Source organism: Shouchella tritolerans, assembly GCF_025770735.1.
GTDB classification, from domain to species: domain Bacteria; phylum Bacillota; class Bacilli; order Bacillales; family Bacillaceae_D; genus Shouchella; species Shouchella tritolerans.
The window spans coordinates 72190-87364 of sequence record NZ_JAODPB010000002.1; the positions used below are offsets into that span (position 1 = coordinate 72190).

At 42.9% G+C, this 15175-nt stretch carries 17 protein-coding genes and 2 pseudogenes; 10 read left to right on the top strand and 9 right to left on the bottom strand.

All coding sequences use genetic code 11. The features are described 5' to 3' along the window. Window positions 1-261: 261 nt before the first annotated feature. Complete coding sequence (locus N6H06_RS06640) at window positions 262-1119, bottom strand: arginase family protein (RefSeq protein WP_263705917.1); 858 nt, start codon at window positions 1117-1119, stop codon at window positions 262-264. Window positions 1120-1227: 108 nt separating this feature from the next. Between N6H06_RS06640 and N6H06_RS06645 the strand changes: the two genes are divergently transcribed. Further along, a complete protein-coding gene (locus tag N6H06_RS06645) occupies window positions 1228-1569 on the top strand; it encodes a winged helix-turn-helix transcriptional regulator (protein ID WP_011246271.1) in 342 nt (113 codons plus the stop codon). Between the two features lie 205 nt (window positions 1570-1774). Here N6H06_RS06645 and N6H06_RS06650 read toward each other — a convergent pair whose 3' ends face one another. Beyond that, window positions 1775-2398 (bottom strand): GNAT family N-acetyltransferase, encoded by a 624-nt coding sequence (locus N6H06_RS06650; RefSeq protein WP_062747777.1) that lies wholly within the window; start codon window positions 2396-2398, stop codon window positions 1775-1777. A gap of 1 nt (window position 2399) precedes the next feature. Further along, the gene (locus N6H06_RS06655; protein ID WP_263705918.1) at window positions 2400-3053 is read right to left on the bottom strand and encodes a TetR/AcrR family transcriptional regulator; all 654 of its coding nucleotides are present in this window, start codon (window positions 3051-3053) and stop codon (window positions 2400-2402) included. A gap of 441 nt (window positions 3054-3494) precedes the next feature. Between N6H06_RS06655 and N6H06_RS06660 the strand changes: the two genes are divergently transcribed. Further along, entirely contained in the window at window positions 3495-3647 is a 153-nt protein-coding gene (locus N6H06_RS06660; RefSeq protein ID WP_263705919.1) for a hypothetical protein, read from the top strand. Between the two features lie 331 nt (window positions 3648-3978). Next, on the top strand, window positions 3979-4896 hold the full coding sequence (locus N6H06_RS06665; protein WP_062747773.1) for a helix-turn-helix domain-containing protein: 918 nt from the start codon (window positions 3979-3981) through the stop codon (window positions 4894-4896). A gap of 80 nt (window positions 4897-4976) precedes the next feature. Here the strand turns inward: N6H06_RS06665 and N6H06_RS06670 are convergent. From N6H06_RS06670 to N6H06_RS06685, 4 genes and pseudogenes are all read right to left on the bottom strand, one after another. Then, window positions 4977-5516: pseudogene (locus tag N6H06_RS06670) on the bottom strand (aminoacyl--tRNA ligase-related protein); the annotation flags it as partial. Between the two features lie 21 nt (window positions 5517-5537). Next, window positions 5538-5651 (bottom strand): annotated as a pseudogene (locus tag N6H06_RS06675) (DNA alkylation repair protein); the annotation flags it as partial. A gap of 359 nt (window positions 5652-6010) precedes the next feature. After that, window positions 6011-6370: a PH domain-containing protein gene (locus tag N6H06_RS06680; protein WP_062747768.1), complete on the bottom strand. Its 360-nt coding sequence runs from the start codon at window positions 6368-6370 to the stop codon at window positions 6011-6013. Beyond that, window positions 6360-6923 carry a helix-turn-helix domain-containing protein gene (locus N6H06_RS06685; protein ID WP_062747766.1) on the bottom strand — a complete coding sequence of 188 codons (564 nt, stop codon included), beginning with the start codon at window positions 6921-6923 and terminating at the stop codon, window positions 6360-6362. The genes N6H06_RS06680 and N6H06_RS06685 overlap by 11 nt, the downstream gene beginning before the upstream one ends. Before the next feature lie 120 nt (window positions 6924-7043). Here N6H06_RS06685 and N6H06_RS06690 point away from each other — a divergent pair, with 120 nt between their 5' ends. From N6H06_RS06690 to N6H06_RS06700, 3 genes are all read left to right on the top strand, one after another. Continuing rightward, on the top strand, window positions 7044-8063 hold the full coding sequence (locus N6H06_RS06690) for an alpha/beta fold hydrolase (RefSeq protein ID WP_263705920.1): 1020 nt from the start codon (window positions 7044-7046) through the stop codon (window positions 8061-8063). A gap of 106 nt (window positions 8064-8169) precedes the next feature. After that, window positions 8170-8538 carry a sensor histidine kinase gene (locus N6H06_RS06695; RefSeq protein WP_263705921.1) on the top strand — a complete coding sequence of 123 codons (369 nt, stop codon included), beginning with the start codon at window positions 8170-8172 and terminating at the stop codon, window positions 8536-8538. Window positions 8539-8666: 128 nt separating this feature from the next. Beyond that, window positions 8667-9068, top strand: a complete 402-nt coding sequence (locus N6H06_RS06700; RefSeq protein WP_263706336.1) for an ABC transporter permease — start codon at window positions 8667-8669, stop codon at window positions 9066-9068. A gap of 236 nt (window positions 9069-9304) precedes the next feature. Here the strand turns inward: N6H06_RS06700 and serS are convergent, their stop codons facing one another. After that, window positions 9305-10582, bottom strand: a complete 1278-nt coding sequence (serS, locus tag N6H06_RS06705; protein WP_062747760.1) for a serine--tRNA ligase — start codon at window positions 10580-10582, stop codon at window positions 9305-9307. A 319-nt stretch (window positions 10583-10901) separates the two neighbouring features. Beyond that, window positions 10902-11615, bottom strand: coding sequence for a DNA alkylation repair protein (locus N6H06_RS06710; protein WP_062747759.1), 714 nt, complete (start codon window positions 11613-11615; stop codon window positions 10902-10904). A gap of 283 nt (window positions 11616-11898) precedes the next feature. Here N6H06_RS06710 and N6H06_RS06715 point away from each other — a divergent pair, with 283 nt between their 5' ends. The 4 genes from N6H06_RS06715 to N6H06_RS06730 all read left to right on the top strand — a co-directional run bounded on the left by N6H06_RS06715 (window position 11899) and on the right by N6H06_RS06730 (window position 15131). Continuing rightward, window positions 11899-12612 carry an AAA family ATPase gene (locus N6H06_RS06715; protein ID WP_263705922.1) on the top strand — a complete coding sequence of 238 codons (714 nt, stop codon included), beginning with the start codon at window positions 11899-11901 and terminating at the stop codon, window positions 12610-12612. Window positions 12613-12679: 67 nt separating this feature from the next. After that, window positions 12680-13249, top strand: a complete 570-nt coding sequence (locus N6H06_RS06720) for a histidine phosphatase family protein (protein WP_263705923.1) — start codon at window positions 12680-12682, stop codon at window positions 13247-13249. Between the two features lie 117 nt (window positions 13250-13366). After that, window positions 13367-14497: a sensor histidine kinase gene (locus N6H06_RS06725; RefSeq protein ID WP_062747755.1), complete on the top strand. Its 1131-nt coding sequence runs from the start codon at window positions 13367-13369 to the stop codon at window positions 14495-14497. A 1-nt stretch (window position 14498) separates the two neighbouring features. Beyond that, window positions 14499-15131 carry a response regulator gene (locus N6H06_RS06730; RefSeq protein WP_212953116.1) on the top strand — a complete coding sequence of 211 codons (633 nt, stop codon included), beginning with the start codon at window positions 14499-14501 and terminating at the stop codon, window positions 15129-15131. Window positions 15132-15175 lie beyond the last annotated feature (44 nt).

Below are 15175 nucleotides of genomic sequence, written 5' to 3' on the forward strand. Positions count from 1 at the left end.
TGACATACAGGATTTATTTTTGTTAAGAACATAGGCAAAGTGTTAACCAAATTGCCGCTTGATCCAGTCGAAGGAAGTGTGGGGGTGAGCTTTTTTGTAGGAGAGGCTAAATAGGCACTACGTACAGTAACTATGAACCTGTGCTAACGGATAAACGCTCATGTCATCAGTGGCGAGAGTGGACTACCAGTGACATGAGCGTTCATCGTTTTGGAAGGGACTCTTTTTATACAGTCACATCAAAGCGTAAAATAGTAAAACTTACTCATTTAATAGTGGGATTTCCCGAAGTAAGTTCTTTAAATTAATAGCATCCCACGGCATATGCTCCGTTATCCCTAATCCAACGACATTTGTTTCTTTAGATAGTTCTTTAATCAGACTCTGTAATTGCGGTATCTCCATCGTTCCTGCAGCGGAGAAATCATAAGGCGATTCAGGGTTAGCGAATAATAAAGATCGGAATGCTTTTGGGTCAAGGACATCTAAATCAATATGAATAGCAAGGTGCTTTATATTGCTTGATTTAATCCACTCTTTTAAAGGTTCAGTACTATTCAGTAATTCATTTGACCCAGCTGTTTTAATTTCTAGTCTTTGGACGATTTCTAAATCTTGTTCTGTAGGAGTATCTAAACCCGCTATAAAAACATTTTCAGGCTTTAGAGGGATTTTTACATGTTTTGCGAACTCTTCATCTCCTTCTCCCAAAAGATTTCCAAGCGGTAATGTATGCCCGTAGTCATACCCGACAATTCTACCCAAATCACTATGAGCATCAATCCAAATTAAGCCTAAATCCCCGCCGTATCGTTCGTTTAAATAAGCAAATGGCGCTTGTTCGACTAAGCAGTCACCACCAAACATAACGATGCGATCTGGCTTATGAGCATCAATAATATGTTGAGCAGCTACTAATTGTTCAAGTAATTGTTTTCTCCCATACGTACCATTCTCGTTTACAAGAGGGGTTCCATCATAAGCATGAACAGGCACACGAATAAGAGGTTGATCATTGTTTGGGGCAAGCCAAGCAAGCAGTTCGGCTCCAAAAAAGTAGTTAGGATTGTTTCCCCCTTGCCATTGGGGCATTAATAGGCGTACTGTTTTTTGTGTCATCGTTTTTCTCTCCTTTACTTCAAAGTAAGGTTAGTATAAACTGGGCACAAATAAAAAAGTAGTACGCACTATTTTGATAGGTACTACCCGAAAGGATAGTGTAAATTTATGAGTATGGCTGAATACAAAGGCAAAGTGAAACATATTCAAGATACGCCTTTTGGTTATACATTGTCTGTTATTGGCGGCAAATGGAAAATGGTTATTATTTACCTTCTGGCAGAAAACGAAACGGTTCGCTTTAATGAATTGAAAAGACAAATAGGAACAATTACTTATAAAACATTAAGTTCACAACTGAAAGAATTGGAAGCTGATGGTATGGTGAAACGGAAAGAGTATCCGCAAATCCCTCCTAAAGTCGAGTACAGTCTCACTGAAAAAGCAGAGACATTATTACCTGTTTTGGAGGAATTATGTGAATGGGGAGTCGCTAACCAAAAAAATTAAGTCGAGTTTTTCTCTTTTTTAACTCACGATTGCACGCCTTTTCCAAGTCCGTAAGGTTCAGTTTTTCGAGGATAGATAGGGGAGGGGAGCACAGTGGATTGCACGTGCCGTTCAGCCCCGTATGATGCATAACTCGTCGTGAAATGGTTCGTATCACTGCAAATAAACAGCTGATAAAATACATTATCAATAAACTGTAATCATCCTAAGTGGTTTGCTTATTTTTCACATGTCTTAAAGAAACCATATGTTGAATACCGCTTTTTTTAGCTGCAGAGGTGGAAAGCTGTTTTCGTTTGTATTCTTCAAAGCCCAGCTTGCGATACAATTTCATGGCAGGCAAGTTGGTATCGGCTACTTCCTCTATCATGTATTGCTCAAACGGTGTCATTTCCATAATGGTATGGAGAAGGTGAGAAGCTGCCCCCTGGCTTCTGAATTTAAGAGCGGTGCCAACAAATTCAATCGATCCGGTGTTAGACGGAGGATGTTCAAAAGGTTTTTCAAACGCCCGTTTTAAAATGATCCCTGCTAACACTCCTTTATAAAGGCCCAGGAATTTCCTTAGCTGTTTTCTGTCCAACTGTAACGATAAGGTATGGCAGTCAGTACATGCGGCCATAGCTGCAATTTCCTGCCCAGATACAGCTACATAAAACTGATCCATTTTGAACATATGAGCAAAAGCGTTGGCAATTACTTTTTTGTCATTGGAGAAATAATCGAGCCATTGGCTGAATCCATCGGCAAATATATGGGCCATTTGATTTCTTGCATCATGGGGCATTTGATCTGCTCTAACTACTTCGAATGGCGGGCGAATGTTCATGCTATTTTTCTCCTTCCTTAGAAAGTCCAGCAATAATGATTTGTACAGAAGGCATTATAAATCGTTCTTTTAATGTCATTTTCATAATGGCCAGTCCCTGTATAGTTGAAAAAAAGTGCATCGCCATTTCATCCGGTGGTCCTTCCTTAAATTCATTTTTTTCCTGTCCTCTTTTGATTAAATCAGCTGTCGCCTCCAGCATTTGTTGATTCAGTCCCACGATTTCATGATGTTTCTGGCTGGCACCTCCTGAGAAGAAGGACTGTGTCATCAGAACCATCAAGTTGGCAAGGTCGTCACTTGTGGACAAATCGCTATATATTTCTTTTACAAATTGCTCAAGTTGTTTTTTAGGTGAATCCCCCGTGCGGAATGAATCAACTACTGCTTGCAGCCCGGCCATGGCGAAATCCACTAACTCATGGAAAAGGACTTCTTTGTTTTTATAATGTCGGTATAACAAGCCAATGCTGATACCCGCTACATCGGCAATTTGCTGCACATTCGTTGAGCCATAACCTTGATGAACAAACAGGTGCATGGCGGCAGATTGAATTTTATCACGAGTTGCGCTACGCATTTTTTCGAATTGTTTTTTGGTACGGGGCATAGCTGTAGTTGCCTCCTCATTTTTTATGAGTGAAATTTTACTCATTAATTATAAAACGAAAAGACGATAGAAGGCAAGCAAGTAAAAAACATGGAAGAGGTTACGCTCTGTTCCCAAAATGTCTTGACTTTGAGCGCACGCCGGTTCCAGTACGACAGCGCTAATCGGACCTTTCGGATCAAGACGACCGTCATACGGCTAATTACGCGGTTTTTCGATGCTGATAACCGGATGTGTACTGTACATTCGGCGGTTTGATCCTGGTGTCTTGTTGAACGATATCGTGATCGTGTCTAAGAGGTATATCTGTTCGACTCCTCGATTGAAGAGAACGTTTGGCTTGCGCGCTAAGACGCTTCGAGCGAGGAGCTTAACGAAGCCGGGCACGCGACCGTTGCAGAACAGTAATCGTCATTGCTCACAGACCAGTCACGCTTGCGGCAGCGGATCAAGCCGTCGCTTTTGAGGCTGGGCGGGTGGAAGAGATTGGATTTTCAGCAGAGTTTCGTGCTTCAGATGGAATGTTTGCCAAGCTATACGGTCGAGCGGGCCCACAGCTGGCATGTGCCGAACGGGAAAATTCCTGACGCGTTCGACATTATTATGGAGAATGAGCTTTTCGAAAAGCAAATTGATTAGGCTTTAGTCCAGGAAGAAGGTTAAAAGGACGGTTAATCGAATAGTTGCCTTCCAAATCGTTCGGTGTTAAAAATAAACTGAAGGTCATTTTTGCTGGTGTAAAAATATGGGAATTCGATCGTTAGTAGGTGTTTATGACGATTAAGATAAAATGGCAGAACCGGGGTGACCATTTGTACGGTATCGTTCCGGTAAAACATCGAATGCAAGGGGATAAACCGCGATGCTACGCAAAATAACGGCAATTGCAACCCCAAACTGACACCTTTGCAACCATAAGTAGGTGGCCGTAAAGGAGCGACTTGTTTACGATAAGGTTGAGGTGAAGAGAATGGAATTTTATCGAAAATTAAAAAAATTGAGAGCGCAAAAAGGATGGTCCCAAGAAGAATTTGCCGAGAAGCTTCAAGTCTCCAGACAAGCGGTAAGTAAATGGGAGAACGGTCAAGGTTATCCGGAAACAGAAAAGCTCGTGAAGATGAGCAGGTTATTCCAGGTTTCACTCGATTACTTATTAAAAGAGGAAGATCAGCCCCTTGGGGAACAAGGGACGACTGAGGAAGGCTACTATGCCAGTCAGGAAGTTGTGGAAGCCTATCTTTTAAATAAGAAGCAGGGTGCAAAAAAAATCGCAGCTGGAGTGGCTGTTCTTATCGCCTCGATCGTATTGCCTATGTTTTTTCAAGAAGCTTTTGGCTATGTGTTGTTTATGATGGTTGTTGCTGTTGGAGTGGCCATCTTAGTGTGGCAAGGCTTAAGCGTAAAAGCGTACAAGGAACTTGAAACACAACCATTAGTTTTTGATGATTCGTTTATTCAAGATTTTAGACAGAAAAGCTTGGCCAACCGTAAAAGGTATGGAATATTAATCGTTACCGGAATTGTAATCATTATATTAAGTTTTGGGATCCCTTTTTTGACTAACGACACAGATCATACAGACAGAGATCCCCTCTTAGCCCTAATGCCGCTGACATGGGCATTTGCAGTGTACTTGTTCATTATTGCAGGGTCGGCAATGGAATGCGAACGATTGGTTACTAACAATGAAGAATATGTAAAGGAATATGAGAAATATGAGCAATTGAGCAAACATGGCTGGATTCATGCGGTAATTTGGCCCTTGGCGACTGTTATTTTTCTGGCAATCGGTTTTATTTGGAATGCTTGGCATCCTGGGTGGTTAGTGTTTCTGGTTGCCGCCGTTTTTACAATCGCTTATACGGCCTGGAAAAATAGCAGGGATTAGTCTCAAGCGGACAGACTCCCTTGCTCGATGTGTCCGGATCATAAAACCTGCAGCCCCTCTGTCCACAGAGGGGCTGGCTTTCATTCATTCCAGCCATGCATATATCTCTGCAACGCTTGCGGAATTAGGGTGGAGCCGTCTTCCTGCTGGTGATTCTCCAGCAGCGGGATCAATATACGGGGCGAAGTGATGGCGGTATTGTTCAGGGTGTAGCAAAATTGCGTCTTGCCATCGGCATTCCGGTATCTGATGTTTGAACGGCAAAAATCCAGCAGATTGGAGGCGGAGTGAGTCTCACTGTACACTTGGCAGCTTGGCATCCAGGTCTCAATATCCTATTGTTTGTAGGTTTTCTGAGACATGTCGCCGGTGAATACGGCCATGACGCGATAAGGAAGCTCTAGCAGCGATAGGATCTCCTCAGCATTGGCCGTGATCTCTTGCAATAGCTGTTCCGACGTCTCCAAACTGGCTTCACACAAAATGACTTGCTCCACCTTGGAGAACTGGTGTAACCGGTACAAGCCATGAACGTCTTTTCCTGACGATCCTACCTCATTGCGGGAAGCAGGTTGAGATGGCAGCTAGTCGGATGGCTTAGTGACGTCCACAATTTGTAGTCTTTTGTACTTCTCGATTGCGTATCTTAGAGTCGTTCGTGGCATGGTGCGGGCGCGCTTATCCAGGAAAGACTTCAGCTTATCTTCGTCTTTTTTGACGGCTTCGCGAATAAAAACTGCGACAGCTTTATTGATTCATTAGTTTCTTTTTCTTAGCCTGAAAATCCATGACACTGACGGCGCCCATTCTCACTTCATAATAATCGCTCTTCAGAAGTCGTTCGACTTCCGTTAAGGCATTTCCGTAAATTGCTTGGCAATTTGGAAGACTGTGCGCATGTTGAGACCTAGGCACTTTGTGTTTTCATCTGAGTCTTTAAACATTTTTTAATTTTTGTTACCTGCTTCATTTTGGTGCTGCTGTAATTCATGTATAAAGCGTTCAGCGGTAAGAGTACTCATGTTTTCAAAACGCCTTTCGATTGGTGGAATAATCGTATAGCAAACTAAGAATTCCATATTTCTATTGTGTTGCTGAAATCTCGAATTACTCTTTAAAATAAATGCGAACAACGATCCATCAACTGCTGCTTGATTTGCTCAGGTTGATGTGTTTCCACAACAATACGCTCGTACAAAGACGAGGGATCCAATTCGAGGATTATAGTCGAATGTCGTTTCGAGTAAGCCATAAATGTCCGCTTTCCGTTATGAAAAAAGCGTCCTGTTCGGTAAAAGGGTAGTGAGACACCTCCAGTTGGTAATGCCGTAACGCGTTCATGGAAAGACCCAGCCTGCACAGATTTAATCGCACTATAAGGAATCGTCAATTGTCGCTTAAAACCTGTAATGGCTGCTAGCCCTGAAAACGTCAAGACAACTTTAGTAGGGTCAAACTGAAATTCAATATTCATCGTTACTCTCCTTTACTTGTTGGTTTTGAAGTAGGGGAATCATCATAGAAGCAAATAGACGCGTTTTTCTCTCAGGTGTTGGCTTGTTTGCCGCAACCTGCTCCAGCAGTTCATTAATACCAGAAACAAATGACGCGAATTCTTCATCCGACATATGGAGCGGCGCATTCCAGTAGCCGAAGCCATCCGTCTCATAGTGCTCCGCCGATGTTTTACTCAGATAAGTGGTTGCTTGTTGCAGAAGATTGGCATGGAAGATGGAGAAGTATCGCATATGCTCCTCTTGAGAAGCGGAGTATGCTTCGCTTCCCGAAATGGACAAGTTTTCTTTTACAGCTGCATAGACGCGTTCTTCTTGACCGTGTATCTTGTTAATCTGGACGACTTCAATTAATTGAGCTTCCAACATCAGCTTCATATGGCGGTACAGGGTCGCTTGCGGCACGTCTCCAAGTGCTTCAGCCAATTGTAAAATCGTCTGAGATTCTTCCATAAGCAACTGCTGAATTATTCGCATGCGTACGGGATGAAGTAGTAAATCGGCTTTTTTCATAGGTAACCTCTCGTATTTATAAATAACAGCTTGACATGTTATTACTATTTTATAAAATGATAATAGCATGACGAAACTTTTATTGCAAGAATTTCATTCATACGAATGAACGGATATTAAATGAAAGTAGGGATGATTATCATTTTAGAAGAAAAGAAAAAATGGATGGAGAAACGATGGTTCCAACTCGTGCTCATTATGATATTGGTAGTTGTATTAGGAAGCGCGGGTTTCATCTACCAACATCAGAGCTTGAAGGCCGATGCGATCCAAAATCCGCCAGTAGGCAAAATGGTTGATCTTGATGGGCAACAGATGCATGTATACACACAAGGTGAAGGAGATATTACAATTGTCCTGGCTTCGGGGCATGGCACAGAAAATCCATATGTAGATTTCTATCCACTGCATGAGAAGCTCTCCAAACAAGCCAGAGTGGTCGTTTATGATCGATTTGGTTATGGCTGGAGTGATCAAACATCGGTTTTAAGGGATATTGATACTATTACGGGAGAATTGTCCACCTCCCTGCGTGAAAGTGGAGAGAAGGGGCCTTATCTGTTCGTAGCCCACTCAATTGCATCTCTTGAGGCTATTCGCTTTGCACAAACGTATCCAGATGAAGTCGCAGGTATTGTTTTGCTTGATGCAGGCAATCCGATATTTTATAAGACCTATCATACACCTTCCAAAGCAACGCAGAAGTTTATGCAATTGTTGAAAACTAGTGGAACTCTGCGTGTTTTGTCCCACGTTCCATCTGTTGTAGAAGCCTTACTAGAGCCAGAAGAGGGATATGGGCAAGATATTCCTGAGTCACTTAAAGAGATGCAGCTAGCGACGCTATTAAAAAATTTTTCAAATGACACAGTCATTGACGAAATGCTGCATCTGCAGTCAAATGCCAAAAAAGTGGTCGATGGCGGTCATCTTGGCGATCTACCATTAATTTGGTTCACAGCGGGAAGCAGTCAGCAAGTGATCGAGGGGTGGTCGGAGTCTCAGGAAGAATTGGCAGAATGGTCTACAAACCATAAACAAATTATTTTAGACAATGCGGGACATTATGTGCATCATCATGAGCCAGAGCTTATTATTGAGGAAATTTCAAGTTTAGCAGAGCTTTTGCGTCAAAATTGAACTGGAACAATTCACATTTCAATATTTTGAATAAGAAAGATATACATAGTTGTACTACTTCTTATTTGATTACTTAAAAATCCTGTCTTTGTTCATTGGGTGGTAGGTGGAACGCATTCGTCTCGTGCTCAGAAATATAAAACCGCTCATGGAACAGCTTGGATTGCGCCGCATGAAACGGCTTACCGAGCAATTTTCCGCAACGCAACTGATTCGAATTTTCTTGACGCATGAAGGCAATCTCGATATGATTGCCCCGGTGCACTGGAAGATCTTCGAGGAAAACATGATGGAATCGTTAACAAATACGATGAAATATGCACAGACCAGCGTTGTGACAGTCCATATTCAGGTGTTGAATACGATGATTAAATATATGATCTCCGATCACGGCAATGGTGAAAGGCAAGTAATTAAAGGAATGGGTATCATCGGGATGGAAGAGAGGGCTTCCACTGTCGGGGACGTAGCATAAGGCGAGGAGGATTTCAGGGCGTTATACGAACAATATAACGAAAGTGATTTTCAGTTGTCTGCTGTTCAAATAAGATCAACGTCAATTGGTTATCTGCTTATTTTGATGATGTTTTCCGCGTTCAATTTATCCGGAATAATGATCAAGAAAAAGGAAACCGAACATATCGGCGGCTGTTGTGCACGCCTGTAACGGGCACTATGTATACAGCATCCAATATGGTTGTAAACATGCCTGTCATGATGCTCCAAATTGGAGGAACATTGCTCGTTATGATTGTCTTTTTTCATATGAGCCCGGGGATATCGGCTTGGCTGCTGTTTATCGTTTTAATGTTTTTTGCTCTAGTAGCGGTCAGCTTGTCTCTCATGATCGTTGCACTTGCGGACAATTCGATGAAGGCCAGCGCCTGGCAGACCTTAATCATTATTCCTACCAGTCTTTTGGCCGGGTGCATGTTCCCGGTAGAGTATCATACCGACTTACATTCAAAGTATCGCAAAATTTTTGTCGCAATATTGGCTGCTTGAAACGATTGGTCTACGGCAGGAGGACAGTATGCTGAGTGACATCATGTTGAATCTTGTTATTTTGCTGGCCTTCGCATTGATGCTCTTTCTAATTGCCGTATATAAGTTCAGCAGAAGTCGGGAGTTAAAATCGTTTTACTGAACTTCCTGGTAATAACTTTAGTAAACGCGCTTATCGTAAAAGGCCCTTATAAGGCGAAATGAAAACCGCCGGTTCTACCGGCGGATACTTCCTATCAGGGCTCCAGGCGTTCCAACCCGTCTAAGTATTTTTGCAAAGCCTGGGGAATCCGAATGGAACCATCTTCCTCCTGATGATTCTCCAGCAGTGGGATCAATATACGGGGCGAAGCGATGGCCGTGTTATTCAAGGTGTAGCAAAATTGCGTCTTACCGTCTCCATCCCGGTAGCGAATGTTTGAGCGGCGGGCTTGAAAATCCAGCAAATTGGAGGCCGAATGAGTCTCTCCGTACGCTTGCCGGCTTGGCATCCAGGTCTCGATGTCCCATTGTTTGTAGGTTTTTTGGGACATGTCGCCGGTGCATACGGCCACGATGCGATAAGGAAGCTCAAGGAGCGACAGGATCTCCTCCGCATTGGCCGTGATCTCTTGAAAAAGCTGTTCCGATGTATCCAAATTAGCTTCACACAAAATCACTTGCTCGACTTTTGCAAACTGATGCAACCGGTACAAGCCATGGACGTCTTTTCCTGCTGATCCCACTTCGTTGCGGAAGCAGGTAGAGACGGCAGCAAGTCTGATCGGCTCTGCGACGTCTACCATTTCATGGTCGTAATACGACACAAGGGGCACTTCAGACGTTCCCACCAGCCATCTGTCCTCCTCTGCCATTTTAAATGTTTGGTCTTGGCTAAGCGGGAAGTGTGCGGTATTCAGCAAGGCCTCTGTCCGGACCATGAGCGGCACTTCAAGCAGCTTGAAGCCTTTTTGGACCAACACGTCAATGGCCAACTGCTGCACTGCCCGGTGCAAGATCGCTCCCATACCCGTCAAGTAGTAATTGCGGCTGCCGGCAGTCTTAACGCCGCGGGGGATATCGATCATCTGATGGAGCTTTCCAAGCGCTACATGATCTTTTGGTTCAAAAGCAAACGTTGTCGGTTTGCCGACCCGTTTTATCTCTACATTGTCATCATCGGAGCCGCCTACCGGCGTATCTGGTGACACGACATTAGGTACATAAAGCATGAGCTGTTTATAGTGGTTCTCGACTTCTTTATACTCCTCTTCAATAGTGTGTAAACGTTGATTGATTTCTTTCACACGTTTTTTGTGGTGGTCAACTTTCTCAGGCTCATTGCTCCGCATAAACACGCTGATTTCTTGGCTGAGCCGATTCCGATCTTGCCGCAGCTGCTCCAACTCGTGGAGTAGGGCTCGCCGTCTGTCATCGTATTTAACTAATTGAGGGATGGAGATGGGGATTCCCTTTTGGTCCGCGATCGTTTGCACTTCCGCTTGGTTTTGCCTAATCCATTTGATGTCCAACATGGCAACGCACTCCTTTTTAATGAGAATACAAAAAAGCGCTCTCGTCCGATTGGGACGAGGAGCGCTTTTCTCGCGGTGCCACCCAAATTGACCGAACAGCATAACTGTCCAATCCACTTAGTTCCGCGGTAACGGGCGGGTCCGGTTAACTTAGGGGGAACGGCTTCCCCTTGACGAAAACGCCTCCGAGTTGGATTCTCTTCATTGGCCTAATGTCGTTATTTTCTATAGTATAGCGCAGACTACGGATTGTATTCAAGCGCATAATGAGAAAAGTTCGGACTGTACAGGCTGCTGCTTTCTTAGATGACCTGCTTCTTCATTCGTTCTTTTTTAAACGTAAATAGTAGTCCCGTGTGCTTTTATCAAACTTCTCAATCGCATATCTAAGCGTAACCCGAGGCATTGTACGGGCATGTTTATTCAAGAATGATTTTAATTTTTCCTCGTCCCTTTTACCGGCTTCACGAATAAAACTGCCAACCGCTTTGTTGATTAACTCTTCTTTATCGTTGACAAGTATTTCAGCAATAGCAAATGTATCTTCCAAACGGCCGTTTTTAATAAAGCTTAACGTACTTACAATCGCCGTTCTCCGCTCCCAAATATTCGGGGAATGCGCCATTTCGTACAGCTTATCTTTGGGTTTATCCAGCAGATAGGTTCCGACTACAGAAGGAGCGGCACGGTCGACAAAATCCCAATTGTTGATACGGTCATGCCTATGAATGTAAAGGTCGTACAAGGCCTGTCTATGTTCATCTGTGAGCTTCTTTTTCTTGGCCTGGAAATCCATAATGCTGACGGCGCCCATTCTTACTTCATAATAATTATTTTCTAAGAGCTGTTCTATTTCTGTTAGGGGCATGTCCGTAAATTGCTTGGCAATTTGGAACACGGTACGCATATTTAACCCAAAGCACGTCGTGTTTTGGTCTGAGCCCTTAAAGAATTTTTTCATTTTTTCTTTGTCCGCTTCATTCTGATGGAGTTGCAACTCATCAATAAAACGTTTAGCTGTAAGGTTGCTCATCATCCGAAACTCCTTTTAGGTTAGTGAGACAATAGGATAACATATTTATGATTTTTATACTTCTTTTTAATTGCTCCTTTTAACATAAAGGAGTGCACCTTTACGGCAAGCGATGCGTCCAGGCACGACTTGGCCGACTGCATTTCGGTTTTGTTAGGACAGTCGACAGGCTTTTTTGTACAATGTAAAAAGAAGCAAGGGTCGTTCTACATTCTAACAAGCGCTGGCTAAAAAATAGGTGAATGGGTAGGAAAGTACGATTATGAATGGTAGGTGGGTATACATGTTTTTAAAACGGATTGAATTGCAGCGGGAAAAAATTTCTTCTTTTCAATCGTATCCTTTTTCTATTCCCGTTATGAAACATTTTCATAGGCTTGATTTGAAGAGCAATGTCACTTTTTTTGTCGGCGAAAACGGCTCAGGAAAATCAACATTGCTAGAAGCAATTGCCGATAAATGTGACTTTAATACGGCGGGGGGCGGACGGAATAATTATTATGAAGTAGAAGCGTCAGAATCCGCGCTTGGCGAGTATATTCGCCTTTCATGGTTGCCAAAAGTTTCAAATGGTTTTTTTCTTAGGGCTGAGTCTTTCTATCAGTTTGCTTCCCATATTGATGCAATCGGTATATTCGATGCATACGGGGGTCGTTCCTTGCATCATCAGTCACACGGCGAAGCATTTTTGTCACTTTTTACGAATCGATTCAATAAAAAAGGAATTTATCTACTAGATGAGCCTGAGGCGGCTCTGTCGCCACAGCGGCAACTTTCGTTTCTAGCGATTTTACATGATTTGGTTTCGGCAGGGGAAAGCCAATTCATTATTGCGACTCACTCTCCTATTTTATTAGGCTATCCACATGGAACGATTTTTAGTTTTGATCAGGATGCGATCAAAGAGGTTGACTATGAGCAAACGGAACACTACCAATTGACACGGCATTTTTTAGAAAATCGTGAGCTGTTTTTACGTAAGATTTTAGGAGAGTGATTGCTGACGATTGATTACGTTTGCCTCAAGTCAAGGGAGTGCGAGCTACATAAAGGGAGGCGCTCATTTGCAAACGAACGTGTATTTAGTCCGTCACGCCCATTCAACGTACACAGCAGACGAGCTTGGAAGGCCATTATCAGAAAAAGGGATTGTCGCTAGCGAGAACGTGAGAAGGCTTTTTGCAAACAAAAAAATCGACGCTGTCCTCTCAAGTCCATATAAGCGTGCGATTCAAACTGTGGAATGTGTGGCTGCTGAAATTGGGAAAAAAGTGATTATAAAAGAGGGCTTTAAAGAGCGGCGTTTGTCTGAAAAGCCGATGGAGGACTTTCAAGCAGCGATTGCAAAAGTTTGGGAAGACCCTACGTTCTTTTGGGAAGGGGGAGAATCGAACGTGTCCGCTCAAAAGCGGGGCGTTCAAGCACTGCTAAACGTGTTGGAAGAATATGAAGGGAAAAACATTGTCGTAGCCACTCACGGCAATATCATGGTTTTAATAATGAATTTCTTTGACCGAAGCTATGATTTTCTTTTTTGGAAAAGCCTTGGGATGCCTGATATTTATGAGCTCGTGTTTCAGGGCAAAAAACTAATAAAAGTCGAAAGGATTTGGAATGGACCAGGTGAATGCTGATAGCAATAAGCGCTATTTTAAGGCGAAGTGGTTTCGTTTATATAAGTAATTGGTTCGCACATTTTTCTGGTTGGTTGGCCTAATTGGATCGCGGGCACCCTGGAAGGAGTTTGTAGGATGAATAAAACGTATTTTATTTGGATTGGGATCCATTTCCTTGTATGGATGGTTGCAATAGCAAGCAGGACCACTCATTTAAACGAAATTCAACTTGCGAGTCTTTGTTTATTTTTTCTCTTGCTGTTTTTGCTCCCACTGTTTGCAGGAAAACCAATGATGCAAATGACGTTGTTCCTTATCCAAATTTTGGCGACTACTGTTATCTTTTATCCGATCGAAACTGGGTTTTATCCCTTTTTATTATTCGTTCAGGCGTTAGTCCTCGCTGAGGCTGTTTTTTACTTACCACGGTTAAAAAGTTTGATTGTCATTGGTGTTCAATTAAGCTTTATGCTATTGATCGTAGCTGAAGTTCGTCTTTCGATTTCAGAACTGGCTTGGATAGGCTTATTTTATCTTTTGCTACTCATGTCTTTGTTGTATTATCAATCGATCCATAATCGGCAAACAGAATTAATACAAAAGCATGGCGCTTTACTTGAAGAATACAGGAAAATGAAAAGGCGACTTGTGACAGAGGAGGAGCAGGCGAGGCAGGGCGAGCGGATGTTGATTGGCCACGAGATCCATGATTCTGTCGGTCATAAACTGACAGCACTGCTTATGCAATTTGAAGCCTTCCGACTAACTGCCGCTGAAAAGGATAAACCAAAAATCGCGGACCTTAAAAAACTAGCCGAACAAAGCTTAGAGGAAACTAGGAAGGCTGTGAAATCCTTTAAACAAAAAGATGTAGGTGGGTTACAGGGTGTGATCCGTCTAATTCGGCAACTGGAAATGGAAAGTTTTATGAAAATTCATTTCTCTGTTAAGCACGGTGCCTTTGCTGCATCGTTGTCAGGTGAGCAATCCTTTGCGATCTACCGTGCTGTACAAGAAGCGCTTACGAATATAATGAAACATAGCTCTACAAGGGAGGTTAGAGTACTGTTTGAATCACCTGGTGGAAGTATATTTCGCTTTGAAGTGACGAATGAGGCGACTCCGAATCCCTATTTCCAAGAGGGCTATGGCTTAAAAGCGATGAGAGACCGATTAGAAAAAGTGAATGGTTCTATGGAAGTTATTCATGATGGTTCACAATTTGTCGTCAGAGGAAGTATACGATTAGCTGATCGGAGAGGATAGAATGATTAAGGTGCTGCTAGCAGAAGACCAAGTCATGGTGCGGCAAGGGTTAAAAGCAATGATCGAAACCGATGAAGAGATCAAAGTAACTGGAGAGGCTGACCATGGGAGAAAAGCGCTTCGTTTATGTGAAACGCAAGTTTTCGATGTGGCAATTTTAGATATTCGCATGCCTGAAATGGATGGAATTGAAGCGGCCAAGGTGATGCGCTTGCGTTATCCGAAAATGAAAATATTGATGCTGACAACGTTTGATGATCATCAGTACGTGGTTGAGTCCTTAAAATTAGGCGTTAATGGTTATATGCTGAAAAACGGCGACACGGAATCATTGATTCGTTCGATTAAAAGTACTTTAAATGGAGGTCTTTCCCTTGAGGATCAGGTAGCTGCTAAAGTAGTGCCTACTCTTCTGCAAAATCAAGAGGTGCCATCTGTTGATCCTAGCCTAACGCCTAGGGAACGGGCGATTTTAACTTGTATAGGAGAAGGGCTAAATAACAAAGAGATAGCAGAGCGATTAGGCTTGTCAGTTGGCACAGTTAAAAATCAAACGAGCCAGATTTTTGACAAGTTGGCATTAAGGGACCGGACCCAACTGGCCATTTATGCGATTCGCCATCAGCTTGTGTGAGTGGAGAAAAAGTGACGAAAGTAACAACAGTCATTTGAACGAGT

Bases quoted from the DNA above. Each gene is read 5' to 3' on its own strand.
- N6H06_RS06715 (WP_263705922.1), top strand. From the start codon at position 11,899: ATGTTTTTAAAACGGATTGAATTGCAGCGGGAAAAAATTTCTTCTTTT.
- N6H06_RS06710 (WP_062747759.1), bottom strand. From the start codon at position 11,615: ATGAGCAACCTTACAGCTAAACGTTTTATTGATGAGTTGCAACTCCAT.
- N6H06_RS06650 (WP_062747777.1), bottom strand. From the start codon at position 2,398: ATGAACATTCGCCCGCCATTCGAAGTAGTTAGAGCAGATCAAATGCCC.
- N6H06_RS06685 (WP_062747766.1), bottom strand. From the start codon at position 6,923: ATGAAAAAAGCCGATTTACTACTTCATCCCGTACGCATGCGAATAATT.
- N6H06_RS06665 (WP_062747773.1), top strand. From the start codon at position 3,979: ATGGAATTTTATCGAAAATTAAAAAAATTGAGAGCGCAAAAAGGATGG.
- serS (WP_062747760.1), bottom strand. From the start codon at position 10,582: ATGTTGGACATCAAATGGATTAGGCAAAACCAAGCGGAAGTGCAAACG.
- N6H06_RS06645 (WP_011246271.1), top strand. From the start codon at position 1,228: ATGAGTATGGCTGAATACAAAGGCAAAGTGAAACATATTCAAGATACG.
- N6H06_RS06655 (WP_263705918.1), bottom strand. From the start codon at position 3,053: ATGAGTAAAATTTCACTCATAAAAAATGAGGAGGCAACTACAGCTATG.
- N6H06_RS06725 (WP_062747755.1), top strand. From the start codon at position 13,367: ATGAATAAAACGTATTTTATTTGGATTGGGATCCATTTCCTTGTATGG.
- N6H06_RS06680 (WP_062747768.1), bottom strand. From the start codon at position 6,370: ATGAATATTGAATTTCAGTTTGACCCTACTAAAGTTGTCTTGACGTTT.
- N6H06_RS06690 (WP_263705920.1), top strand. From the start codon at position 7,044: ATGAAAGTAGGGATGATTATCATTTTAGAAGAAAAGAAAAAATGGATG.
- N6H06_RS06730 (WP_212953116.1), top strand. From the start codon at position 14,499: ATGATTAAGGTGCTGCTAGCAGAAGACCAAGTCATGGTGCGGCAAGGG.
- N6H06_RS06640 (WP_263705917.1), bottom strand. From the start codon at position 1,119: ATGACACAAAAAACAGTACGCCTATTAATGCCCCAATGGCAAGGGGGA.